The sequence below is a fragment of the Candidatus Epulonipiscium viviparus genome, from assembly GCF_030708075.1.
In the GTDB taxonomy this organism is placed as follows: Bacteria; Bacillota; Clostridia; order Lachnospirales; family Cellulosilyticaceae; genus Epulonipiscioides; species Epulonipiscioides viviparus.
This window is the reverse complement of record NZ_CP117982.1, coordinates 2430512-2456602: the sequence shown is the minus strand read 5'-3', so window position 1 is coordinate 2456602 and position 26091 is coordinate 2430512. Positions and strand designations below refer to the sequence as shown.

Sequence of the window (26091 nt, the reverse complement as noted above, 5' to 3'; positions counted from 1 at the left end):
CAAAATCGTTCAAAATCATTCATTTCGTTATTTTTAACATATTTCTGACACCAATTTTATCACTTCTTAACAATACACTAGGCTGACAGTTGGCTTATCCCACATATATTACATTAGTCTGTTTTGCTATATCTTCTATCTCCTTCGCATTGGTTATTAGCACTGCGTCTGCCAAATTCGCAAAGCTCACAAAACTATACTTAGACAACTTACTTTCATCTGCAACTACATATGCTGTTGCACAGTTACCCAATGCCTTTCGCTTAACTTGCGCCTCCTCTACCTCTGGCGTTACGTATCCCATTTTTGTACTCACCCCATTGGCCCCAAAAAAACCTACATTAAAATGATATCTCTCCAACTCATCTACGACTTTTGCGCCCACTATCGCTTCTGTTATTGGTTTCACTTTTCCCCCAACGATGATCACGTCTATATCTCTGTTTAGCAATGTTTTTATATGATTTAAACCGTTCGTTACCACCGTAACATTTTTTGCCTGGATAAATTGCGAGATCAATTCTGTCGTCGTCCCTGCATCTATATAGACCATGTCCCCATCATTTATTAACGATGCCGCCTTTGCTGCCAACGCCGTCTTCGCTGCTAGATTTATCTCCTTTCTTGCATTTCGCATCGCGTCTTTTTCAAATGCAGTCGAGTTTATTGCCACAGCACCTCCATAACATTTTTTGAGTAAATTTTGATTATCCAAATTCACTAAATCACGCCGCACTGTCGATTCCGAAGCTCCTAGCTCTATTATCAAATCTGCTATTGCGACAGTTCCTGTTGCATTTACCAATTGCAATATTTTTTTATATCTCTCCTCTGTAATCATATTGTCACCCTCTTTTTTTTTATCTATTGTAATACTTTTTGTATAATTTGGCAACGCTTGTCCTCTTTTTAATCTGCATAAAAGTTGCTGCATCAACTTATTATATCAATGCAGCTCACATATTTATTCGCTTACTTTGTTAACCTTCTTACAATCCGTTTTGCTTCTTCGTGTCCCTTGTCTGCTGCCTTTGCAAAGTATTGTAGCGCCATGCCTAGATTCTGCTCTACGCCATAACCGTTTCTGTAACACCAGCCAACGTTGTATATACCTTCTGGATCGCCTTGGTTTGCCGCTTGTAAATAGCAACTGTACGCTCTGCTTAAATTTTGCATTGTGCCTACGCCATCTCTATAGCAATACCCTAAGTTGTTTTGAGCTGGTGCGTATCCGCGAGTTGCTGCCGCTTCATATAGTTCAATTGCCCATTCGTCGGATGCTTTTATTCTATCATTATTCTGGTACAGTTGTTCTGAACCCCTCTTTGCTTCAATATATCCCTGATCCACCGATACTCTATATAATTCACGCTCTTTTTGCAAGTTGGGTTTTTCAAATACTCCCTCCCGAAATCCAGTTCCTAGATTATTTAAGGCATCATAACATCCTCTGCGTGCCGCTTCTATATAAAGATCCATTGCATGATTTATATCCTTTTCGACCCCATGTCCTTTTTGGTAACACCATCCCAGGTTGTTTACTGCCTGCGCATCTCCTTGCTTTGCTGCCATCTCGTACATTGTTTTTGCTTTCTGATACGACTGAACCACTCCCGCACCATTATAATAGCAGTTCCCTAGCTCAGTTCGCGCACTTGCAACTGCTTGTCGAGTTTCATCAATTATTCTATTCATCAAAGTATATCCCACGACGTCTTGCCAATTTGCAGCTCGGCTCAACCAAACTGTTCCTTGCTCATAATTTTGCACTGTTCCTATTCCATATATATAACATTTTCCCAACTCGTATTGAGATGGCACATGTCCTTGTTTTGCTGCCTTCAAAAATAAATCAAACGCTGCCGCGGCTTTTTCATTTGCTATAAACTCTTTCCCTAATGCATATTTAGCATTGATATCTCCTTGCTCCGCTAATCTTAATAGTTTGAGATCAACATTTGCGGTATTCGTTACCTTCTTGATGGATTCTACTCTATCTTGCAATGATCCAACCCTTTGAAAAGTCATATGACGCCTCCTTATTTTTGCTATATTTATTAGTCATTCGTATTGTATTCCAATCTATTAAAATTTGTGCTTGTCTCCACCTAGTTTTTGCTCATTTTTAGAATAAATGAGAACATTTTATCTCACACTAATTGTAAAACCACTTAACCTATTATTAACGGAGGTAACCAAATGACTTCTCGTCAATTACAAGCTTATAACACCAAACACAAGATTATTCAATGCGCTATTGATCTATTTCAACAGGAGGACTTTAAAGATATTAAAATTAAGACTATTTGCGATGCTGCCGACATCTCTATTGGTACATTTTACCATTATTTTAATTCCAAGGAGGATATCATTATCAAAACCTTTGAGCAGTGCGATATGCTATTAGCCGATCAGCAATACGATTTAACCGACCTCACTCCAGAGCAAAAAATTAAGTCTATTTTACAGCAGATGGCTTTTATTTATGAAAAAAACAGTGCCAGCTTTTTAAGTCAACTTCTCATCACTCAACTTGCCATTAACAACAAATACCTTTTAAGCACTTCCCGATACTTATATACCGAAATTTATAAACATTTTCAGCAAGGGCTAGATCAAGGAGATTTTCATTCCTCTAGAACCGCTCCTTCTTTAACTTCTTCTTTATTGCGATGGCTTAGGGGAGCCTTATACGAGTGGTGTCTCAATGAAGGGAGCTATAGCATATCGAATTTAATTCAAGATGACGCTACTCTATTTTTTGATGCTATCAGAAAATAATTTTATCCAAAGTATAGAAAATTTTGACTAAATATTCTACTTTTGGGAAACACTATTGCTACAACCACTTTCAGAAAGGGAGATTGTCCAATGATTAAAGAAAGACGTAGTGTTCGAAGATATGAAGATAAAATTGTTGATAAGGGCGTTGTAGAAGCGATTATCGAAGATTGCCGTTTTGCTCCTTCTTGGGGTAACACTCAAATTGCTCGATACAACATAGTCACTGACCCAGAGCTTATTAAAGCCCTAGCAGATAAATGCGTAAACGGCTTTGTATACAATATGAAAGTGCTTAAACATGCCAAAAATGTTGCCGTAATCAGCTTTGTTAAAGGTAAAAGCGGTGCATTTGAGCCAGAAAAAGCCAAAGAGATGGGATTTGGAGACGATGGATATGTAACTAGCAAAGGATCTGCATGGGAAGTTTTCGATGCTGGTATCGCAACGCAAACATTTTGCCTTTCTGCACATGAGCATGGCATCGGCACATGTATTATGGGTGTTATCGATGATGCTAATATCAAGCAAGTTTTGTCTCTTCCAGAAGAAGAAACTGTTGCCACTGTTGTCACTTTTGGCTACCCAACTGAGACTCCAAAAGCACCGCCTAGAAAAGAAGTTTCAGAACTTGTTCGCTACTATTAAAAAAAGGGGGGCTATCCCCCCCTACATAGACTTTCGAAACTGATTTGGTGTCACTCCCACTACCTTTTTAAATACGGTACAAAAGTATGTATCCGTATCAAATCCCACTTCTATTGCAACTTCCAAAACTGTCATCGATGTATCCATAAGCAACAATTTGCCATGCTCTATCCTCACTTTATTTAGATACTGCGTAAACGAATAACCTGTCTCTTTTTTAAACACTGTCGAAAAGTATGAGGGCGTTAGATGCACTAATTTTGCAACCTTATGCAACGAAATTTCTTCCGCATAATATGTGTTAATATAATTTATCACCTTTCTTATAGGCACAAATAAAGCCGTATTATTTAGCTCTAATATTTCATCGGTAAACTCTTTAATAACCTTATGCAAGGCAAAAGCCAAATCTTCCAAACTTTTCGATTCCATCAGCTCATTCAAAAATACAGCATTCAGTGATAACGTATTTTCTATACGTTTTGTCGACTCCAACGCTACCCGCGAAATAATAGTACAAAGCTCTAACACTCGCGCCTTAATTATATTTAGATCATTGGCATTGCTGAGTAGTACATGTCCTAGCAAATCGTTTAGTATTGCTGCCGCATCTGCCGTTTGTCCACTTTTTACAGCTTCTACCAATTTTTTCTCTTTTTCAAATGGATACGAATAATCTGCATTATGAAGATACTTTTTCTCCTGCAAAGTTTCACTAATTTTTCTCTGTTGCAGCGCACGCTCATTTCTCTCTTTCAAATCATACGTATTGCTAAGCATAACAGATGCAGTAATACATTCAATAGCATTGGCAAAATAACGTGTCAAACTTGGCGGAATTATCGACAACTGCCTGGCGTACTCCTCAAACTGTTCATACTGCGTCTTCTCTATATTATACCTTTCTAACGCGTCCATAAATTGAAACTCTTCAAGAGGCGTCATTATAAACCCTCCCGAAAGAAAGAATCCCTTAAATACGCCTTCTATAACAATCGCCATTGCAATATGAGTTAGGCCTAATGGGCACATAAAAATATATGGTTCACCCAATTGATATGCTTGTCTACCTGCACTTAAATGAATTTCACAACAAGGGCAATCTGCTTTTAGACAATCTGCAACCAGTCTACAAAAAGGTGTAGGTTTGGCACGCACTCCTCTAAAAAATAGAGTTTCTCCTATGTGGTTTAAAAAAGCAATCGGAAGCTTTGTAGTATAAAAAAATGTCTTTGCCGCAAAATCTAATTTGTCTAAATCAATCTCTTTATCTATATTTAACATAGCAATCTCCTCTCAAAAACATACATAAATATCATCTCTAACATTTGTAGTCTATCATACTACTTCATATATTGTACTACAAAATGTCCATAAAAAAAATTTAACTTAACAAAAAAAGTGGAGCACTCAAAACTCCACTACTTACTTCTTTATAATATTACTTTTATGCTACCGCTGGTTTAGCTTTTCTCGAATGTATTATCAATGCCCCTACTATAAACAGCGAGCATATATCCGATGCCGCCTGCCCCACAAATATTCCATCCACTCCTAAAAACAGTGGTAATGTGATCGTAAACAATACTTGCAACACAATTCCTCTACCCATCGATATAATACTAGCATAGGTGCTGCGATTAACCGCTTGATAATATGATGCCATCGTTTGAATCACTCCAACAGCCGGCGTTCCCATGCAAAATATCAGAATTCTCCTATACGCAGTCTCTATTACAGCCTCATCTAAATTATATAGCGACACAAACTCTTTGCCATAAAATATTAAGAACAACAAATACAACATGCTTATCGAGAGCGTTACCGCAAGAGTGATTGCCAACAGCTGGTGCTGACGTTTGAGAGCATGGGCACCATAATGAAACGCCATTACCGGCTGAATTCCCTGAACAATTCCTATCGCTATTTGCGCATATAGCGAAAATGTATATCCCGAAATACTAAATATTGCAATATCAACCGTGGTACCAGTTTTATAAATTATGCGATTTTGAATCAATATTAGTAGACCAATCGAAAATTGCATAAAGAATGATGCAACCCCAATTTTGCAGGTCGAACGCAATATCGCAGCATCCAGCTTAAAGTACTTTCTTCTCAATTTAAGGTTTGATTTGCCATACGTAAAATAGTATAACCCTATAATTGTTGATAATATTACACCGCACCCTGTTGCCAATGCGGCGCCAGCTGTCCCCATCTGTAATTCAACCACCAAAAGCCAGTCTAAAACCACATTCAGTAATGCGCCAACTCCAACCATTATCATAGACAAGTTGGGATTACCATCTGCTCTTACCAACTGATTTAGCGAATTGGAAAATAAATATGGTATCGACATCAAATATATTACCACAAAATAATCTCTTGTAAAATCAAATGTATCTGCAGTTGCTCCCAACATTTTAGTTATCGGGTTTGCCAATGCGACTCCCAAAATCATAAATACTATTCCCAAAATCAATGTATACTTAATTGTAACAGCAAAAACTCGCTCCGCATCATCCTTTTCTCCTGAACCCATTTTTTTCGCAATCAGTATCGTTGCCCCTGTTCCAAACATAGCTCCTGTTCCCAATATTATCGTTATGGCAGGCCATGCCAGATTCAGCGCTGCTAATGCCGTCTCCCCAGCGCCTCTGCCAACAAATATTCCATCTACCATCGTATAAATTGTATTTAACACGACACCTACAATTGATGGGATAACAAATCGTAACCATAGCTTAAAAATATTTTCCTTGATCATAGTCAATATTCACTCCTAATTTTTATGTATGTTATGCTTTCATAAGAAGACTGCCTACTATAACGCAGGCAGTTTTAACAAATATTACCAAATATCTTCCGCTAATTTTTCGGCAGTGCATGTTACCAGAGGATCGGCAAACTCCACTTGCTTTTCGTGAAGCTTCTTCTTCAGTTCTTCTAAAATAACTTTATACTCTGGCCTTTCCGCCAAGTTTGTAATTTCATGCGGATCTTTTTCTAAATCAAACAATTGCGTATTGCGTTGATCACCCACAAAGTACTCTATTAACTTAAAGCGGTCGTTTTTATATGCTCGTTGAAAATTACGATATATCAGCAACAAATCCTCTCTCGCCATATCCGTTGCCCCATTCACAACATCTGCAAAAGACTTTGCATTCACCGATTCCGGTACTTCCAAATCACACAAATCGCATAGCGTTGGGAAGATGTCGCATAGATACGCATACGCATCTGTCATCCTTGGCACAAATTCTCCTGCAGGCTTTACTATAAGCGGCACCCTAATGCTATGCTCATATACGCTTTGTTTGCCCATCAGACCATGTTGTCCCAATGCTAGCCCGTTATCTCCAGCAAATATAATAATTGTATTCTCATATAATCCTTTATCCTTTAACTTTTTCATGACATCTCCAAATCGGGCATCGATGTGGCTAATCATAGAATAATAGTCGGCTATATGTCGGCGTATCGAATATTCACGTCTCGGAAAAAACTCCAACAATTCATCGCGAACCCATAGGTCACCATTATCAAACGTATGCTGCGGCAAGAAATTTTCAGGAGTTGACACATCATCTGGCGAATACATCTCTTCATATTTTTCTGGAGCATTGCGCGGATCATGCGGCGCCACTAATGCTGTATACAAATAGAACGGCTTCTCCTGATCATAATTTTCCAAAAACTCTAATGCGGTGTCGCAGAAAATATCTGTTGAATGCATGTTGTTCTGAATATTTTTGTCAATTTCCTTCTTTTTAATCATGCCCTTTTCCATTTGAAATGCATGCTCTAGAACATATTCACCAGTTGGATCATAATCCATCAACACTGGTGCATAGTGCCCACCTGCTCCATACCAGCCACTTCTTTTGGGGATGTTATTTCCAAAAGAAAAAATACTATTGGCATCGATATAGGCACGGTTAAACGATTTCTTGTCTTGATGCCACTTCCCAATATGCTGCGTAAAATATCCGTTCGCTCTAAACAGTTCTGGCATCGTCGTATGCTCTGGAGGAATCATCCCCCCATTTTTCTTGCCTTCGCCATGAAGCGTAAATACAGTTCGCCCCGTTTGTAGCATGGCGCGCGATGGCATGCAAACCGCCCCGCAGGTTCCTCCCATAATATGCCCTTGTCTAAACGCTATGCTCTCCTTTACAAATTTATCCAAATTAGGCGTTTTAATTTCAGGATTTCCCATCGCCCCAATCGTGTCAAAGCGCTGATCATCGGTAAAAAATATTAGTACATTTGGCTTTTTCATAGTGATCTCCTCAATAAATTTATTCTACCACAATATCAATTACTGCTTCAACTTTTTTTCCTTCAATAACTGCAGATGCTATGATTTTTCCATCGGAGTTTGCCTTATAAATTGCTTTTGCTAACCCACCCAATGTTTTTATTGTGTTAACAGTAAAATTGCTATACTCTGGGTCTCCATTGTCGCAAACCACAAATTCGATTCCGCCTTCTGCGGCAAAGGTCACCTCTTGCTCTTTGTGCGGTACAAATATTCCGGCTTCATCATAAAACGAAACGGTAGTATAGAACAGTTGCCCAGCTACTGGTGGCGTATCGGCATCTACTGCAAACTTCATCGTCTTTGGATCAGTCGCTGTCTTGAGTATTGAAGTCACGGTTCTGCCATTGCGTGTTCCCACTGCTTTTAGTTCACCTTTTTCAAACGCGACATTTTCCCACTCCAAGTGCAATTGCTTATCTCTTTCTAACGTTCTCTTGCCTATAGATTTTCCATTTACAAATAATTCTACTTCGTCGCAGTTTGTGTAACACCATACTGGCAACTTCTCCACATTTTCAAAACTCCAGTGCGGCAATAAGTGTAGTACGTCTTCATCAGACCAAAAACTCTTATAAAAATAGAACGAATCCTTCGGAAAATACACACGGTCGATTGGTGCAAAATACGAGCTAATTGAAGGCCAAATTTCTGGTGACGGCTCACCTAAATAATCTATTCCTGTCCAGATAAACATTCCTGCTACAAAATCGTCTGCCAAGTGCCTAATCATGGAATTTTCTCCTCTGGCAACTCGTGCGCGCACATTCGACTTTACGGTTTCTGCTATCTTGCGCTTTTCGGATACGAACCCTTCTGCTTCTTCCACATCTGCATTGTCATCTGCAATTGTTTTGTCTACTTCATCCACTTTTAGAAATTGCTCATAGACTCCACGCTTTTCGAACGGTGTCGCTGACGCATTTTCACTCCCCACGATACAACGATTTGGTCTTTGCTCATGATGCGGGATATAACAATCTTCTGCGTAGTTGTATCCTGCCAGATCTACAATATCTAGGTTCTGCGTTTTGTGGATTGCAACCAAGCCATTTCCTGCAGTTAATACAGGTCTCGTTTTGTCATGCTTGTGTACTTCATTTAATAGCATCTGGCTTAACTTTTCGCCCTCTGATTGCTTCAGCTCCAGAATTTCGTTTCCGGTGCTCCACATCACAATCGATGCGTGATTTCTATCTCGCTTAACCATGGCCGCAACATCTTTTTCTGCCCACTTATCAAAGTATTGTGAATAAGCAAAAATCCTCTGACGGAAGAACAATCCGCCAAACACTCTCGGCCTTTTTGCTTCTCTCCATTCATCAAACGATTCTTCCATTACATACATTCCATACTCATCGCAAAGGTCCAAAAATTCTGGCGCTTCTGGATTATGCGACGTTCTGATAGCATTAGCGCCCATTGCCTTAACGATCTCTATCTTTTTGATATATGCGGCTCTATGCGCTGCAGCTCCGAGAGGCCCGTTATCATGGTGTATGCACACCCCTTTTAGCATTTCCTTTTTGCCGTTGATAATAAACCCTCTATCAGGGGTAAACTCAATGCTTCTAATTCCAAATCGCACGCATATATTATCTAAAACTTCTTCGTCACTAACTATCTTGGCAGCAAGAGTATATAGATACGGAGTTTTATTAGACCACAGCTTTGGATTTTTAACCTCGATTTTGGCACTCAGATCTGCAAACGAATCATACGAAATTGCTCTATCTAGCTTATATGCTGCAACAACTTCTCCATTTGCATCCTTAATCTCATATTTTAACGTTAAAAATTTTGACGTTTCCTTATGCTCATTTTTAATTATGGCATCGACGTTTACCACGGCACATTCTTCTGTTATAAATGGCGTTGTCACAAAAAAATCTTCTTTTTCAAAATGCACCTTGTCTAGCAAATACAAATTAACCGGTCTGTAAATCCCTGTTCCGCTATACCATCGAGATCCCGGCTGCAGTTCATTGTCCACAAACACCGAAATCTTGTTCTCGCCTTCTACTACATCATCCGTAATGTCATACTTAAATGTAGTATATCCAAATGGATAAGTTCCTAGCTCTTTGCCATTGATATAAACTGTCGAGTTCATATACACGCCTTCAAACTCCACAAAAATCTTCTTGCTTAAGTCTTCTTTCGAAAGGTTAAATCTTTTATTGTAGTAGCATAACGTGGTCTCTGCATAGCCACCTCTTGGCCCTGCGGGATTCGTTTCTTTAAACTCGGACACAATGCTGCTATCATGTGGAACGTCAACAGTTTTCCAGTTATTGTCATTAAAATTCACTTTATAAAACGTTGGTTGCGAGCCATTGCTGTGTACATCGTGTTTCAAATATTTCCAACCCTGATTTAAGCTTCTTACTTCGCGCATTTAGTTGCCTCCAATTAATTTAATCATTTATTTTTAATATTTGCCTTCAAATTTACGTTTGTTGCTCCAATATTTGCCGTAAAACTGTACGATCTCATCATCTCTTGCAATACAAAACTCATTGTAATCTCCATCTAAGCCCGCATCGATCAAATTTTGTCTGTTGCGTTGGCTAGAAATCGGAAACACAATCGGTATTTCATTTTTGTAGTTTGGCCATTTTTGCACCAATCCCTCTTGCACTTTTGGCGTCAGATCTTGCGTTTCTATTCTCACTGTTCGAGCAAGCACCATAAAATCTATTATATCTTGTAACAACTTAATTTTCAGCTGCTGATACTCTTTTTGCTGGCTTAGATCTGTTGTTTCCTCATCAATTTTTACTAGTTCGCACTCGCCCGTAAATGGATAGTATGCCATTCTATATTCTTTTGTTGATACCAATTTCATGCTATCGCAAAACTCCGCATAGATCACTTTGCGTTCATAGTCCGCATCGTTATACATCTTTACAATGCTTCTAGAGTATCCAAGTGGCTTTTGATCGCCTGCAGCATCAAGAGCTGTCGCTCCTATATCTATATTTGAGGTTAAAATATCACTTCTGGTTAATTTTGGCAAATTCGGGTGATTGGCAACTATCATCGGTACCTCTAGCTGTGCTTTATATAGCATTGGCCCCTTTTGAAACAACCCATAGTCTCCGGCCATATCACCGTGGTCTGTCGAAAATATAATTACAGTCTCCTCATACAAATTATTCTCTTTCAGATACGAAATTATTCTTCCCACTTCATAATCGATCAACTGTATCATCTTTGCATACTCGCTTCGATACGCTCTACAATTTGGCACCTTTTTGACGCCATTTCTAACTCTGCGATATTGCACTACTTCTGCTGGGGCATCTCTATCCACATCGATCGCATCTTCCATCTCGATCCACTCTGCAATCCCGTCATCATCTGCTGGAGCATCCATTGGTCCGTGAGGTCCCTGAAATGATGTCCATGTAAAAAATTTGTTTGCCTTGTTCGCTTCTATAAACTCTATAGTTTTGTCTGCCATCCAATGCTCATAATACTCGCTAAGCGGATACGCAAAATGCCCCGACTTGTCATGTCCATACAAATCTGTAATTTCTGGATGCAGTTTCTTTAGATACTTATAATAGTCATCTTCTTCTGCCAAGCGTCTTTCTTCCATTTGCAGAGCCACATCAAATCCCTTGCTATCTTTTCCCGGAAAATGGTGCAGCTTTCCAAACGCTCCGCATCTATACCCATTATCCTTCATTCGTTGTGGCAAAAAATCTATTCCCTCTCTAAATGCAACATCATTTGTCCACACGTTATGATCGCTTACGTATCGGCCTGTCATCATGCAAGCTCGCCCTGGTGCACACACTGGTGATGCCGTTATCGCCTTCTCAAATAGTACTCCATCCGCATAGAGCGAATCTATATTTGGAGTCTTGATCTGCTCATTGCCATAGCAAGATAGATAGTCTGGCCTAAGCTGATCGCAAAGTATTACCATCACATTCATTTAGCAACATCCTCTTCTATTAATACTTATCTTTGAAACGCCTTTTGTCGGTCCAATATTTTCCATAAAATTGAACAATCTCATCATCTCTTTCGATGCAGAACTCATTATAATCTCCATCCAAGCCCGCATCGACCAAATTTTGTCTGCTACGTTGACCTCCAATAGGAAACACAATCGGTATCTCTTTTTTATAATTCGGCCACTTCTCAGCAAGCCCCTTTTGTACTTTTGGTGTCAAATCTTGAGCTTCTATTTGTACACCCTTTGCCACAACCATAAAGTCGATAATGTCCTTTAACAGTTGCTCTTTTAAATCTTGATACTCTGGCTCATCACTCAAATTTATCAGCTCATTATCAATTTTTACGAGATCACATTCACCTGCAAACGGATAATATGCCATTCGATACTCTTTGTTTGATACTAGTTTCATACTATCGCAAAATTCAGAATAAATCACTTCTCGCTGATAGTCCGCATCATTATACATCTTTGCAATGCTTCTAGCGTATCCGAGCGGTTTGTCATCGCCGGCCACATCCAGCGCCGTTGCCCCTATGTCTATATTTGAGGTTAGCATATCGCTTTTTGTTCGCTTTGGCAAATCCGGATGATTGGCCACTATCATCGGTATCTCTAGCTGCGCTTTATATAGCATCGGCCCTTTTTGAATCGTTCCATAATCTCCTGCAGTATCGCCATGGTCTGCAGAAAACATGATCACGGTATTTTCATACAAACCGTTCTCTTTTAAATACGCAATAATTCTGCCCACTTCATAATCGATTATCTGAATCATCTTAGCATATTCACTTCGATACTTGCGGTAATGCTTCATAGATTTTACACCATCTCGCGCTCGTCTATATTTAACCACTTCACAATTGGGAACATGATCTATATTTAGCGCGTCATCTATCTCTATCCACTCTGCAATTCCTCCATCATCTGCTGGAGCATCCATTGGTCCGTGAGGTCCCTGAAATGATGTCCACGTAAAGAATTTTTTCGCCTTGTTTGCATCGATAAACTCTATCGTTCTATCTGCCATCCAATGCTCATAATATTCTTCAAGCGGATACGCAAAGTGCCCCGTATCATCATGTCCATACAAATTTATAATCTCTGGGTGAAGCTTCTTTAAATATTTATAGTAGTCGTCTTCTACTGCCAATCTACTCTCTTCCATCTGAAAAGCTACGTCAAACCCTTTGCTGTCCTTAGCGGGAAAATGATGAAGCTTCCCAAATGCCCCACACATATAGCCATCAGCCTTCATTCTCTTTGGCAAAAACTCTACACCTTCTCTAAACGGAGTATCATTAGTCCACACATTATGGTCACTTACATATCTTCCTGTCATCATACAAGCTCGCCCTGGTGCACACACTGGTGATGCAGTAATTGCCTTTTCAAATAACACCCCATCTTCATAGAGCGAATCTATGTTTGGAGTCTTGATCTGCTTATTGCCATAGCAAGATAAAAAATCTGGTCTCAGCTGATCGCAAAGTATTACCATTACATTCATAAATGCTACCTCCTTAACGATTTCAGTATAAGCCATTTGTCAAATTTATACAAGTACCATTATCTATTTTATTTATCTATTTTATTTTTCTATTTCCTGCGCTACAAATGTTGCGCGTATCGTTTGGTCTGTATACGGCTCCTTGGTATAGTCATCAAAAATTCCCAGTACCTTTAGTCCCGCAGTCTCTAGCATTGCTTGTATTTGCTCCACCTCATATGCTCTTTGATAATGCCACTCTTCGGTTTTTCTGTATCTGCCATCATCTTCTTCCACAAAAAATGTTACCGCAAACTCATTCACTTGCTCTTCCTCATCATAATAATTTTCCCATATATATGCGGCTCCATCGACCTGATTTACAAATGTCTTATCCGCCAGCAAATTTTTATATTTATTTTTAGTGCTTATATCAAAAACAAACAACCCCTGGGGTTCCAAATAATTATTCACCAGCCGAAATACCTTTAATAATTCGTCCTCTTCTAACACATAGTTTACGCTATCGCAGGTGCTATATATTAAGTTTACCGTTCCATATAACTCAAAATTTGCCATTTCTTGGTTTAAATACAAAATATTTAGCTCTTCTGCAGACTCTCTGGCCACAGACAACATTTCCAACGAACTGTCTATGCCTATCGTCTCCACTCCATCTGCAGCAAACTTTTCGCACATCGTGCCCGTTCCACATCCCAGGTCACACACTATCTCTGCCGTTACATTATTCTCCGCCATAACATCAACAATAAATTTATACCACCGATCATATTGAACATCCTCCATAAATTCATCATATACTGCCGCAAAATTTTGATACGCTTCCATTGCTTTCACTCCTTTATTACATATTCTACAGCATTCAGCTAATAAGTGCAAACATTTTGGGCATACTAAAGTCACAACAAAAAATACAAAAAAAATCGAAAGGGGAACTGCAATGAAAAAAAGTATTTACATTATAATCATATGCTTACTTTTTTTTAACTTATCAATCTTTGCAACTGATAACACCAAAGTTGACTGGTGGATTATTCGAAGCAAAGAACACGCCACGCCGCGCATAAACGACAAGCTTTCATATAAACTAGAAGATTATGACGCATATTATACAGGAAATACGGACGAAAAGGTTTTATATCTAACATTCGACGAAGGCTACGAAAACGGCCAAACATCAAAAATTCTAGACATCCTAAAAGCCAATGACATCCACGCAATTTTCTTTGTTACTTCACCATATATCACCACCAACCCAGACTTAATCACCAGAATGGAAGCCGAGGGACACATGGTAGCAAATCATTCCAAGAACCACCCCTCTATGCCAAAAAATACCAATGATGCGGCAGCCTTTACAAAAGAGTTTACAGATGTAGAAGACAAATACACCGCCATTACTGGCAAGCAAATTACCAAGCTTTTTAGGCCTCCAATGGGTCACTATTCAGAAAAGTCTCTCGAATTAACACAGCAACTAGGCTATTCTACTCTATTCTGGAGCTTTGCATATGCCGATTTTGATACCAGAAATCAGCCCGACCCGATCAAAGCGCAACAGTTGATATCCGACAATCTACACAACGGAGCCGTTATCTTATTACATGCAGTTTCACAAACTAATACAGACATTCTCGATTCGGTAATCAAAAACGCTAAAAATCAGGGCTATACCTTTTCACTCTGGCAAATTGATTCTGCAAAAAATACCGCAGTTCCCGCCGATGATGTAGTTGTTGATGAGACTTCTACTTCAGCAGACCCTGCGGCAATGATAGTAATTCCAGAAACATTAAGTCACTCTTAAGATACCTCGAGCATTGCTTCCTCTGTCAATTTGGAGGCGGCTCATACATATTAGTAGTCAAATCCTGGCGATTCTAACGGTGCGTCTAATATAGAATCACTCGGAACGTTTACATAACTTGGCGGCACTTCTCCGGAGCTTACTTTGTCTATTAACATTATTCGCCTCGCTACCACCACTTCTTCCTCAAATAATGGCACCACTATCTGAATAGTGGCCACCACATCGAGCCACACCGTGTGATTTACTTGGTTGATCCCCGTCTCCTTTAAATCGTTATCATAGTCTACTGTAACAGTTCCTATTGGCAACACTTCTATCGTTAATTCTGGTCCCAAATTAGCAAAGATTCTGCTTCCTGTCAAATTTCCCAACGGTATCTTAAAGGGCAGCACCCCTATGTTTTGAAGCGCATCGGAGCATCTCGCTATTATTTGTGCACATAAATTATTGATTAATATTGAGTTTACATTCCACGAAACTTGATCTCCGTCATCGTTGTAGTCATATGCTAGCAAATCTTCTATCGTAGTTTGGTTTGTTGCAAGGGTCTGAGCTATTGCTTCATTGATAGCCTGCGTTGCTATCGTGGTGGTTTGCAACTTCGCCATTGCCATAGACGTCGGAAGCGTTTCTCTGTCTAGCTGTATATAAATTATCGCTATAGTTATAAATATAATAGCAACACCAATGATGCTTTGTATTCTATAACTATTGGGATGTTTATTCTTATCAATTTTTATAAATCTCTTATGTATTTTCGCGGGGGATCGTTGCTATCTTCTGTTGCTATATCGCGTGTTGGCCGATTTTCAGCTGCTATATCGCGTATCGATCGATTCCCTGTTGCCATCGCATCTTGCACGAACTGATTCTCATTGCCATCGCATCTTGCACGAACTGATTCCTCATTGCCATCGCATCTTGCACGAACTGATTTCTCGGTGCCATCGCATCTTGCGCGAACTGATTTCTCGGTGCCATCGCATCTTGCACGAACTGATTCTCGGTGCCATCGCATCTTGCGCGAACTGATTTTCGTTGCCATCGCATCTTGCGCGAACTGATTCTCGTTGCCATCGCATCTTGCGCGAACTGATTCTCGGTGCCATCGCATCTTGCGCGAACTGATTCTCGGTGCCATCGCATCTTGCGCGAACTGATTTCTCGTTGCCATCGTATCTTGCACGAACTGATTCTCGTGCCATCGCATCTTGCGCGAACTGATTCTCGTTGCCATCGTATCTTGCGCGAACTGATTCTTCGTTGCCATCGCATCTTGCGCGAACTGATTTCTCGGTGCCATCGCATCTTGCACGAACTGATTCCTCGTTGCCATCATATCTCTTATTGACCCTTGAGGGATCGTTGGTATATATATCTTTTGCGTTTGTGGATTAAAATGCATTTTTTTGGATGACACTTGTGTCCTGAACATATATCCTCTTTTAAAAATAAGGTTTCCTCCTTTGCTATTCTATACTTGTACAATATATTCTCATATAGAATCTGCTATTACATTATTTTCCCTAGCAACGAAAATAACTGGGTAATATACCCAGTATCATCAATTGCTTTCCTTATAATATCCTTATAATAAATTTAGATTGATCTGTGCCCTCTCATGCCCTTGCTCAGCAGCCTTTGCATACCAGTTTGCAGCTTCTGCAATGTTTTTTGTTACTCCTTCCCCAAATTCATAACACCAGCCAAGATTAAATTGCGCGTCTCCATGCCCCTTATCTGCCGCTTTCTTTAGCCACTTAAATGCCTCCAGCAAATCTACTTCTGTTCCTTCACCATATTTATAACACATTCCCAAACTAAATTGAGCCTCCATATAATCTTTCTCCGCGGCCTTTGTATACCACTTAACTGCCGCCGACAAATCTCTACACTCTGATTCTGTTCCATAACATATTCCCAAATTATTTTGCGCAGGAACATACTCTTTCTCTGCGGCCTTGGCAAACCACTCTATGGCCTTTTCTAGATTTTTTACGACGCCTCTTCCATAAAAATAACATATGCCGATGCTGTTTTGCGCTCGCGGGCTTCCTTTTTCGGCAGCTTTTGTATACCACTTTGCAGACTCCTCTAAGTCTAGTTTTACTCCCATTCCAGTTGCATATAAATACCCCAAATTTGTTTGCGCAAAGACGTCTCCTTGCTCTGCCGCCAGCTTATACCATTTCACTGCGATATCGCAATCTTGCCGTACACCCTTCCCTTTTTCGTAATGCAAACCCAAATTACTTTGCGCAGTACTGTTTCCTTTTTCGGCAGCTTCTGTCAGTAATTTTATGGCCTGATCCATATCTGCTATTATCCCAGTTCCTCGTTCATAACACATAGCCAGATTGTTCTGTGCCAATAGATACCCTTGCTCGGCAGCTTTATTATATAATTGAAAAGCTTTCTCCGGGCTTCGTTCCACTCCCACTCCCTGCTCATAACACGCCGCCAAGCTATTTTGTGCCATAGCATGCTCCTGGTTGGCCGACATTGTATACCACTTAACTGCCTCTTTTATGTTTTTCTCTACTCCTTTTCCTAGTTTATAGCAAACCCCTATCCTATACTGCGCCTCTGCGTCTCCCTCTACTGCAAGCTCAAACCACCTGCGCTCTTCTTCGTTCATAAATATATCCGATTTTATAACAATATTTTCCTCTTGTTTGATGTTTAGCATCCTCAATTTATTACGCATGTTTATTTGCATGGCTGCCCCTTTCTATATTATTTCAATATGTATTATATGGTCCAAAACTAATTTTACCATCTATTGTCATCACTGTAAATATATTAGCAAAAATAATACCACATCTAATTCGCAAAGACGTGGCTTATCATTATTAGTTATTATCTTTGGTTAATACTTCCCATACAAAACCTTCGGTTATCACGCAATTTATAAAACTCATTTGCCTATCTGCAATTTTACATTTAACCGATGGCATCGAAATCTCTTTCAAATTCTTACAATTAAAAAACGCTCTCTTCGCTATACTACTTATTTCCTTTGGAAGTTCTACGCGCTTTAGTTCATCGCAAAACGCAAACGCATTTTCTGATATTGCTTTCAGTGTCTTTGGAAAAACTACTTCCTCCAACTTTTCGCATCCATAAAACGCCGAGTTATCAATTATTTTTACGCCTTCTTCTGCTATTTTTATAGTTGCCAATTGAGCACACGACGCAAATGTTAGGTTTTTAATATGCTCTACACCTTTTGGAATAGATATCGACTTCAATTTTTTACAATTTAAAAACGCTCCGACACCAATCTCGGTCAACTTTTGCGGCATATCTACCACTACCAAATTTTTACAACTTTCAAATGCATATCTGCCAATGCTTTTTACACTATTTGGTATAACTACCCATATTATTTTTTCACACTTACTGAATACGTTCGTCTCTATTGCAGTTACTCCGTCTGGAATTTTTACTAACCCTCGCTCACCTGTATATTTAACCAAAACGCCATCTACAATTTCAAAATCATCCGACTTTTCCTCTTTTACAATGGGTATACTTTCTCTCATTTCCTCCATTTCAGCATTATTCTTTATCAATTTTTCTTTAGTTTTTTGCATCTTTTGCGCTGCGTTTTGCAAACTTACAGTCACTTCTTGTAATTTTCTGAACATCTCTTTTATGACTATATCATTTGAAATCTCTTGTATTTTTCTTAGCATATCTCTTGCCACTAACTCAACTGGAGCATCTGGTAGATTATTATGCTTTACGTTTTTTTCAAGCAACATTGTATCGCTCTTAGAATATAGATCATTCTCTTTAGTTTTTTTCATTGTAGTTCCTCCTATAGTCATTCATTCTTATTTAATAATTATGGCACATTTTTTTTCAAAGTATACCATTATTTACTTTCAAAATTTAAGCCCATCATTTTTTCTATTTCTACCTGTATCATATTTACATACTCAAACCAATCTTTACATTTATCTATGTTTGCCATGGCATTCCTAGCGCTTTCATAAAACAATGTTCGCATCATTTGTTCATTTGCATCGTTAGAGTTTTTATGCTCTTCTAACACCTTATTCACAATCTCTTCTAGCTCTTGCACATTTTGAGGTGCCGAAAATCCTATGTTCAACAACAATGACCCTATATACTTGTTGAGTGTATCAAACGCACTTTGCATAGCCGATTCCTTCTTTCTAATATTTTGCCTTCCTTATAAAGTATAACTCATATTCCAATATTTTACTCATGAAATTTCATTACTTTACCATGTTCTTTTTCTTTTGCTGCAAAATTAATGCACAATTATTTCATATGGTGTATAATTCTTTATATAAAAAAGGAGGGTGTTAACATGATTACATTTATTGTTTCATTAATTTTACTAATTGCAGGCTACTTTATCTACGGCAAAATATCAGAAAAAATCTTTCGCATTGATCCCGATCGAGCTGTTCCTGCAATCAAAAAAAGCGACGGCTTAGACTATGTTGAACTTCCAACCTGGAAAGCATTCTTAATTCAATTTCTAAACATTGCAGGCACTGGACCAATTTTTGGCGCCATCGCAGGAGCTATGTGGGGACCTAATGCGTTTTTATGGATTGTTTTTGGATGCATCTTTGCAGGTGCCGTACACGATTTTATGATCGGAATGATGTCTCTTCGATCCGACGGCGCTTCAGTTTCTGTTCTTGTGGGAGATAACTTAGGCACTGGCATGAGAAGGCTGATGGCTATTTTTTCATGCATCTTACTTCTTCTTGTTGGTGTTGTATTCGTCTCTTCTCCAGCAGATTTGCTTGCCGACTTAACCAACCAAAATAGATGGATCTTCGTTGCAATCATCATGGTATACTACATAGTCGCAACGGTATTGCCTATCGATAAAATTATTGGCAAAATTTACCCTATCTTCGGCATTGCTCTATTCGTTATGGCTGCTGGAATCTTGGGCGGCATGATCGCTAACGGAATGTTTATGGATATCCCTGAGTTTAGTTTTTCAAATCCTCACGTAAACGATCAATCTATATTTCCATACTTATTTATCTCTATTGCCTGTGGTGCGATCTCCGGTTTTCATGCAACTCAATCTCCTATGATGGCCCGATGTATCAAAAACGAAAGAGATGGTCGCCGCGTATTTTATGGTGCTATGATTTCGGAGGGCATTATTGCATTAATTTGGGCTGCTGCTGCTATGACTTTCTTTGGCAGTTTACAGGGGCTTTCCGAAACTGGTCCTGCGGCAGTTGTTGTAAATACAGTTTCACAAGGTCTTATGGGCAATGTAGGCATGGTGCTTGCGGTACTTGGTGTAGTTGCTTGCCCCATCACTTCTGGAGATACGGCATTTCGAGCTTTGCGCCTAACCATTGCCGATGCGTTCAAAATCGATCAAACAAAATCTCGCAACAGATATATTATTGTTATCCCAATCTTTATTATTGCAGTTTCATTGTTATTCATCGACTTCAATATAATCTGGCGATACTTTAGCTGGGCAAACCAAACTCTTGCTTGTATCGCACTATGGACCGCAGCCGCGTTTCTAAAAAAGCAGGGCTCAAACTTTTTCATTGCAGTTATTCCAGCTATGTTTATGACTGTAGTTGTTACCTGCTATATTTTAGTTGCACCAGAAGGCTTTGGAGCTATCGCCACTTCAGTTTTTGGAAGCATCAAAATTGCCGAACTCGCCGGAGTAGCCATCGGAATTGCCGCAGCTGCATTGGCCTATATTGCCTTTAATAAAAAGACTTCATCACAAAAATAGGCGAGTTATTCGTTTGCTGTTTATTTTACTATCTTTTTGAGAATACTCTTAGCCAAAGGATGTGAAAATATGATTTTAAAACAAATGCTAGATTACGCAAAGTTTTTGCTAACACAGGCCATTGCAGCTGGTGACTCCGTTGTTGATGCAACCTGTGGAAATGGAAATGATACCCTATTTTTGGCCAATTTGGTGGGTGCCGAAGGCAAAGTTTATGCATTCGATATTCAGGATGTTGCAATAACAGAGACAACCCGCTTGCTTGCTGAGCATAATATAGACTGCGTACAAGTAATTAAAGATGGGCACGAAGTTGCTCACAAATATATGGAATCTTCAATCGCAGCTGCTATATTCAATCTCGGATACTTGCCCAAGGGTGACCATTCTATTACAACGCAATCACACACTACAATTACAGCCGTCGACCACTTGCTCGATTACCTTAAGCCAAATGGCATCATCGTTTTGGTTGTATACCATGGACATAGCAACGGCAAATTAGAAAAGCGAGCTTTGCGCAGTTTCTGCCAAACATTAGATCAAAAAAGTTTTTCAGTGTTAGAATACAAATTTCTTAATCAAAAAAACAACGCACCTTTTATTATCGCCATCGAAAAATTATAGCGATAATCTCAGCAGAAAACATTATCTCTTTGATGCTCTCTGCTGAATCGTTCTTATTTTTTGTCTTGCTTAATCAATTCTCTCAGAGCTTCTACTCCCACTTTTATGGCCATTTCCGTATCGTGAACTACGGGATTTTCAAGCCCCATCTTTTCTCTCTCCTGATTTGCGACAACCAAAAAACTCGATCCACAACGCACTCCCAAGAAGCTCGCAACTGTAAATAACGCCGCCGACTCCATCTCCGAAGCCTTACATCCCAGCTTTTTCCATGCTTCCCATTTATTCAGCAACTCATAATTTACAGGCATAATCTCTGGGCTATGCTGCCCATAAAACGAATCTTTACATTGAACCACTCCTGCATGCCACTTAAAATTCAGTTTTTTTGCAGCACACACAAGCGCATTCGTAACTTCCAAATCTGCTACTGCAGGAAATTCTATCGGCGCATACTCTTTGCTAGTGCCTTCCATTCGGATCGCAGCTGTAGCTATCACTATGTCTCCACCCACAATTTCTGTTTGCATTCCGCCGCAGGTGCCCACGCGTATAAATGTATCTGCGCCAGATCGTACAAGCTCCTCTATCGCAATTGCCGCAGACGGCCCGCCAATTCCCGTCGACGTTACGCTCACCTTTGTCCCCTCTAGGTATCCTGTATAGGTTACATATTCTCTACTATCTGCAACCAACACCGCGTTATCAAAATGCTCCGCTATCTTTTTGCATCGCTTTGGATCGCCTGGCAAAATAACGTACTTCCCAACATCTCCTGGCCTTGTTTGAATATGATACTGCAATCCTTCTTCTCCTGAATATTTCATAGCAGTTACTCCTCAATTTTTTAATTTGTGATGTTACATTTATTAGATTAACTCCATTTTTTTAGCATTTCAAGGTGCCAACGCCTATTCTAACGCTACAATTTTTGATATTCTATATGCATGAAAATCTACGGAGGTGTGATATATGTTTAGAAACGACTATAGCGAAGGAGCTTGTCCTGCTATTTTAGAAGAGCTTACACGAACCAATTTTATGAGAACCAGAGGATATGGCGACGATCCATTTTGTAGTAGGGCACAAGATTTAATTAGGGCACACATCGGAAACGACGCCGCCGATGTACATTTTTTTGTGGGCGGAACGCAAACCAACCTCACTGCTCTTAGCGCATTTTTGCGACCTCACGAAGGAATAATTTCGCCAGATACCGGGCACATTCAGCTTCATGAAACTGGCGCAATAGAAGCCACCGGCCATGCCATTATCACAGTTGCCAACCACGACGGCAAGCTTGCTGCAGATCAAATTGCTCCTATTATCAAAAATCATATGCCAATTCACATGACCAAACCGCGATTGGTATACATTTCCAATTCTACAGAATATGGCACAGTCTATACCAAAGAAGAGCTCTATGCTATCAGCCAAGTATGCAAGCAACACAATTTATTACTATACCTTGACGGCGCTCGGCTCGGCGTTGCCCTTACCTGCGATTCTAACGATCTAACTATAGCGGACATATGCAATTGCGTCGATGCATTTTATTTTGGCGGCACCAAAAACGGAGCACTGTTTGGCGAAGCGCTCGTGATCCTAAACGAGAATCTTAAATCAGATTTTCAATATTTTATAAAGCAACGCGGAGCTCTGTTAGCCAAAGGCCGTTTGCTAGGAATTCAGTTTGCGACACTGTTTTCAGATAATTTATTTTATGATCTAGCTTACCATGCAAATGCAACTGCAAAAAGGCTTAGCGAAAGCATTGTGGATCTCAACTTTAAGCTTCTTACCCCAACGCAAACCAACCAAATTTTTGTGATCGTTTCTACTGCCCAATACCAAAAGCTTTTATCGATGCCAGAATTTGATTTCGAAGTTTGGGAGCCTCACCCAGATGGGCTAGTAATCCGTTTTGTTACATCTTGGGCCACTCCAGACGAAAATATCGATCGCTTATTAGCAGCATTAGCTCAAATCCAAACTATCTGAATAAAAGCTGCCCATAATTAGAATACTAACCAAAAATACACATATTAGGAGGCTTTTTATGAGCACAGCTTTAGAACACTTTAAGCAAATATGCACTATCCCACATGGATCTGGAAACGAAAGGGAGCTGAGTAACTATTTGGTTCGCTTTGCCAAAAATGCGGGGTTAGAAGTCGCGCAAGATGACGCACTCAACGTCTATATATATAAACCAGCCAGCCCCGGATACGAAAACAAAGATACGATTATACTTCAAGGGCACATGGACATGGTGTGCGAAAAAGATAAGCAAACCGAATTTGACTTTGCAACAGACCCCCTCAACCTCAAAACCGATGGCGACTTTTTATATGCAGAAGGCACAACTTTGGGTGCAGACGACGGCGTTGCTCTTGCATATCAGATGGCAATCATCGAAGATACAACCCTCAAGCACCCTCCCCTTTGCTTATTAATAACCACCGAAGAAGAAACCGGAATGGGTGGGGTCATTGCATTAGACCGCAAACTAATTCAGGGCAACACATTAATTAATCTCGACTCTGATATCGAAGGAGAATTTTTAACCAGTTGCGCAGGTGGCTTGCGAATTAAACTTACCATCAATGGCATCAAATTATCTATCGCACCAGGCGAAGTGGCATATACTCTAAAATTGCGAGGCCTAAAAGGAGGTCACTCTGGAGCAGAAATTCACAAGGAACGCGCCAATGCAAACGTCGTGATGGGGCGAGTTTTGGATCTCCTAAACGACAAATTTCACATCGGCATCTCCAGCCTCGATGGCGGCAGCAAGGACAATGTTATCGCCCGCGAAGCCGATGCCGTAATCACAGTGGTTGACGAAAAAGCCCCTGCTATGCTAGAATATATCGAAGACATAGCTGCAACACTAAAAGCTGAATACGCCGCACAAGATGCTGACATTAGTTTACACGTGGAAAAAACTACTGTGCAGACAAAGTTTATGAGCGATACGAAACAAAAGCTGATCGACCTACTACGTATATTGCCAAACGGCGTTGTTGCCAAAAGTTGTTATATAGCAGACTTAGTCGAAACTTCGCTAAATCTTGGCGTCATTTCAACAGCTGATAACGTTATCACAATTACACTCTCTCTTCGAAGCTCTGTAGAATCCAAAAAAATTGACCTTACACATAAAATTAAAACTATTGCCAAAGTGATGGACGTTAAATTTTCTGAGACCGGAGACTACCCAGCGTGGCAGTATAAGCAAGATTCTCGAGTTCGTGATGCCGCAGTTGCAACGTATCGCAAATTATATGGAGTCGACCCCGAAGTTCGAGCCGTGCATGCGGGCCTGGAATGTGGCATACTGTCTCTCAAAATAGATGATCTCGATGCTATTTCCTTTGGTCCAAACGTCTATGACATACACACGCCAAAAGAAAAGATGAGTATCAGCTCTTTCGAGAAAATGTATGGCTTTTTAATTACTTTGCTTGAGGAGATATAATGAAGATCGAAAGGCGCCATAAATATTACACCATATGCGTATACGTTGTCATTAGCATCGTCATCACTATCCTCATCTCTATCTGTATGATTAAATTTATACCTATAATGGGGTGGCTGCACTGGCTATTTGACAGAACAATCGATTTACTGTCGCCTTTGCTAATCGGCCTAGTGCTTGCGTATCTGATGGAGCCCGTTGTCGATTTGTATATATCGTCACTATCTCGTCCGCATCTATCTTCTTCGCGTGTTAGAGGAATCTCAACATTTTTTGCTATCCTCACAATAGTTGCTATCATTGGACTTTTTGTGCTTATGATCATAATGAATATGCAGCAGGTAATTCATAAGACAGATATCAAAGGGCTTTCTCAAACTATCAATGCGTATATATCATATTTTCAGGCTACTGCCGAAACGCTAGTTAATCAACTCGCAACCGACGAAATGTCTATGAAAGCACGAGAAATTCTCACCACCATATACACCACCATCAACTCTTGGGCCACCATGTTTGGGCAGATCTCTATGACTTGGGTTGCTGACATAGGCAAAAATCTCATCGATATCGTATTTGGCGTCATTTTAGCAATATACATCATGAAAGATAAACCTAAATTGGTCAAAATAGTCAATAACATTCTGTCTGTTATATTTACTCCAAAATGGTATAAACGAGTTACTAGTATCGGTCGCGACTTAAATTCTGTTTTGACCGGCTATGTGCGTGGTCAAATATTGGACGCCTTAATTATGGCGGTTCTAGTTGGAATTGGTCTTAGCTTGATTAAGCTCGACTTTGCGGTAATTATAGGCGTAGTCTCTGGAGTTTTTAATATCATTCCATACTTTGGCCCCGTTGTTGGATTGCTATTAGCTGGCATTCTCGGGGCAATCGGTGGCGGAATACAGCAAGCCATATATGCTATGCTAATAGTTTTTGTATTGCAACAAATAGACGGATTTATTATCGTTCCAAAAATTTTAGGCACCAACGTAAAGCTACACCCAATCGTGGTGTTGCTTGCTATTTTGATTGGTGGAGACTTATTTGGTCTTTTGGGAATGCTGTTGGGAGTTCCGTTATGCGCTCTAATGCGAGTAATCATAATTCGATGCGTCGGCAATGTATTCAGCGAAAGTTTTGCCAAGTCCGAAAACGATTAAT

General features: G+C 39.8%; 23 protein-coding genes. 8 read left to right on the top strand and 15 right to left on the bottom strand.

The window, feature by feature from the left end; genetic code table 11:
- Window positions 1–94 precede the first annotated feature (94 nt).
- Window positions 95–895, bottom strand: a complete 801-nt coding sequence (locus tag PCY70_RS10245; protein ID WP_305767281.1) for a DeoR/GlpR family DNA-binding transcription regulator — start codon at window positions 893–895, stop codon at window positions 95–97.
- 77 nt (window positions 896–972) lie between these two features.
- Window positions 973–2028, bottom strand: coding sequence for an SEL1-like repeat protein (locus PCY70_RS10240; RefSeq protein WP_305767280.1), 1056 nt, complete (start codon window positions 2026–2028; stop codon window positions 973–975).
- Between the two features lie 171 nt (window positions 2029–2199).
- Here PCY70_RS10240 and PCY70_RS10235 point away from each other — a divergent pair, with 171 nt between their 5' ends.
- Together PCY70_RS10235 and PCY70_RS10230 are read left to right on the top strand one after the other, a co-directional pair.
- Window positions 2200–2781 (top strand): TetR/AcrR family transcriptional regulator, encoded by a 582-nt coding sequence (locus PCY70_RS10235; RefSeq protein WP_305767279.1) that lies wholly within the window; start codon window positions 2200–2202, stop codon window positions 2779–2781.
- Between the two features lie 90 nt (window positions 2782–2871).
- Window positions 2872–3429, top strand: coding sequence for a nitroreductase family protein (locus PCY70_RS10230; RefSeq protein WP_305767278.1), 558 nt, complete (start codon window positions 2872–2874; stop codon window positions 3427–3429).
- 21 nt (window positions 3430–3450) lie between these two features.
- Here the strand turns inward: PCY70_RS10230 and PCY70_RS10225 are convergent, their stop codons facing one another.
- The 7 genes from PCY70_RS10225 to PCY70_RS10195 form a co-directional block, all read right to left on the bottom strand.
- Window positions 3451–4713, bottom strand: a complete 1263-nt coding sequence (locus PCY70_RS10225) for a helix-turn-helix domain-containing protein (protein ID WP_305767277.1) — start codon at window positions 4711–4713, stop codon at window positions 3451–3453.
- 163 nt (window positions 4714–4876) lie between these two features.
- Entirely contained in the window at window positions 4877–6199 is a 1323-nt protein-coding gene (locus PCY70_RS10220; RefSeq protein ID WP_305767276.1) for an MATE family efflux transporter, read from the bottom strand.
- Window positions 6200–6283: 84 nt separating this feature from the next.
- Window positions 6284–7717: a sulfatase-like hydrolase/transferase gene (locus tag PCY70_RS10215; protein ID WP_305767275.1), complete on the bottom strand. Its 1434-nt coding sequence runs from the start codon at window positions 7715–7717 to the stop codon at window positions 6284–6286.
- A 19-nt stretch (window positions 7718–7736) separates the two neighbouring features.
- Entirely contained in the window at window positions 7737–10154 is a 2418-nt protein-coding gene (locus PCY70_RS10210) for a glycoside hydrolase family 2 TIM barrel-domain containing protein (protein WP_305767274.1), read from the bottom strand.
- 33 nt (window positions 10155–10187) lie between these two features.
- Window positions 10188–11702, bottom strand: a complete 1515-nt coding sequence (locus PCY70_RS10205) for a sulfatase family protein (protein WP_305767273.1) — start codon at window positions 11700–11702, stop codon at window positions 10188–10190.
- 19 nt (window positions 11703–11721) lie between these two features.
- Window positions 11722–13236 (bottom strand): sulfatase family protein, encoded by a 1515-nt coding sequence (locus PCY70_RS10200; protein WP_305767272.1) that lies wholly within the window; start codon window positions 13234–13236, stop codon window positions 11722–11724.
- Between the two features lie 81 nt (window positions 13237–13317).
- Window positions 13318–14064, bottom strand: coding sequence for a class I SAM-dependent DNA methyltransferase (locus PCY70_RS10195; protein WP_305767271.1), 747 nt, complete (start codon window positions 14062–14064; stop codon window positions 13318–13320).
- A gap of 112 nt (window positions 14065–14176) precedes the next feature.
- Here PCY70_RS10195 and PCY70_RS10190 point away from each other — a divergent pair, with 112 nt between their 5' ends.
- On the top strand, window positions 14177–15043 hold the full coding sequence (locus tag PCY70_RS10190) for a delta-lactam-biosynthetic de-N-acetylase (RefSeq protein ID WP_305767270.1): 867 nt from the start codon (window positions 14177–14179) through the stop codon (window positions 15041–15043).
- A gap of 50 nt (window positions 15044–15093) precedes the next feature.
- On the opposite strand, the gene yunB is transcribed toward PCY70_RS10190, so the two are convergent.
- From yunB to PCY70_RS10165, 5 genes are all read right to left on the bottom strand, one after another.
- Complete coding sequence (yunB, locus tag PCY70_RS10185; protein WP_305768967.1) at window positions 15094–15735, bottom strand: sporulation protein YunB; 642 nt, start codon at window positions 15733–15735, stop codon at window positions 15094–15096.
- A 47-nt stretch (window positions 15736–15782) separates the two neighbouring features.
- Entirely contained in the window at window positions 15783–16481 is a 699-nt protein-coding gene (locus tag PCY70_RS10180; RefSeq protein WP_305767269.1) for a hypothetical protein, read from the bottom strand.
- Window positions 16482–16634: 153 nt separating this feature from the next.
- Window positions 16635–17765 carry a tetratricopeptide repeat protein gene (locus PCY70_RS10175; RefSeq protein WP_010168661.1) on the bottom strand — a complete coding sequence of 377 codons (1131 nt, stop codon included), beginning with the start codon at window positions 17763–17765 and terminating at the stop codon, window positions 16635–16637.
- Between the two features lie 133 nt (window positions 17766–17898).
- Window positions 17899–18858, bottom strand: a complete 960-nt coding sequence (locus PCY70_RS10170) for a leucine-rich repeat domain-containing protein (RefSeq protein ID WP_305767268.1) — start codon at window positions 18856–18858, stop codon at window positions 17899–17901.
- Between the two features lie 68 nt (window positions 18859–18926).
- Entirely contained in the window at window positions 18927–19214 is a 288-nt protein-coding gene (locus PCY70_RS10165; RefSeq protein ID WP_010168655.1) for a hypothetical protein, read from the bottom strand.
- Between the two features lie 174 nt (window positions 19215–19388).
- Here PCY70_RS10165 and PCY70_RS10160 point away from each other — a divergent pair, with 174 nt between their 5' ends.
- Both PCY70_RS10160 and mnmM read left to right on the top strand, forming a co-directional pair.
- The gene (locus tag PCY70_RS10160) at window positions 19389–20813 is read left to right on the top strand and encodes a carbon starvation CstA family protein (RefSeq protein ID WP_305767267.1); all 1425 of its coding nucleotides are present in this window, start codon (window positions 19389–19391) and stop codon (window positions 20811–20813) included.
- A 69-nt stretch (window positions 20814–20882) separates the two neighbouring features.
- Window positions 20883–21440, top strand: coding sequence for a tRNA 5-(aminomethyl)-2-thiouridylate-methyltransferase MnmM (mnmM, locus tag PCY70_RS10155; protein WP_305767266.1), 558 nt, complete (start codon window positions 20883–20885; stop codon window positions 21438–21440).
- A 53-nt stretch (window positions 21441–21493) separates the two neighbouring features.
- Here mnmM and udp read toward each other — a convergent pair whose 3' ends face one another.
- On the bottom strand, window positions 21494–22267 hold the full coding sequence (gene udp / locus PCY70_RS10150) for a uridine phosphorylase (RefSeq protein ID WP_305767265.1): 774 nt from the start codon (window positions 22265–22267) through the stop codon (window positions 21494–21496).
- Between the two features lie 145 nt (window positions 22268–22412).
- Here udp and PCY70_RS10145 point away from each other — a divergent pair, with 145 nt between their 5' ends.
- The 3 genes from PCY70_RS10145 to PCY70_RS10135 are packed head-to-tail and all read left to right on the top strand — an operon-like array spanning window position 22413 to window position 26090.
- Complete coding sequence (locus tag PCY70_RS10145) at window positions 22413–23441, top strand: threonine aldolase family protein (RefSeq protein ID WP_305767264.1); 1029 nt, start codon at window positions 22413–22415, stop codon at window positions 23439–23441.
- Between the two features lie 58 nt (window positions 23442–23499).
- On the top strand, window positions 23500–24921 hold the full coding sequence (locus PCY70_RS10140) for an aminoacyl-histidine dipeptidase (RefSeq protein WP_305767263.1): 1422 nt from the start codon (window positions 23500–23502) through the stop codon (window positions 24919–24921).
- Window positions 24921–26090, top strand: coding sequence for an AI-2E family transporter (locus PCY70_RS10135; protein WP_305767262.1), 1170 nt, complete (start codon window positions 24921–24923; stop codon window positions 26088–26090). Before PCY70_RS10140 ends, PCY70_RS10135 begins: the two co-directional genes overlap by 1 nt.
- Window position 26091 lies beyond the last annotated feature (1 nt).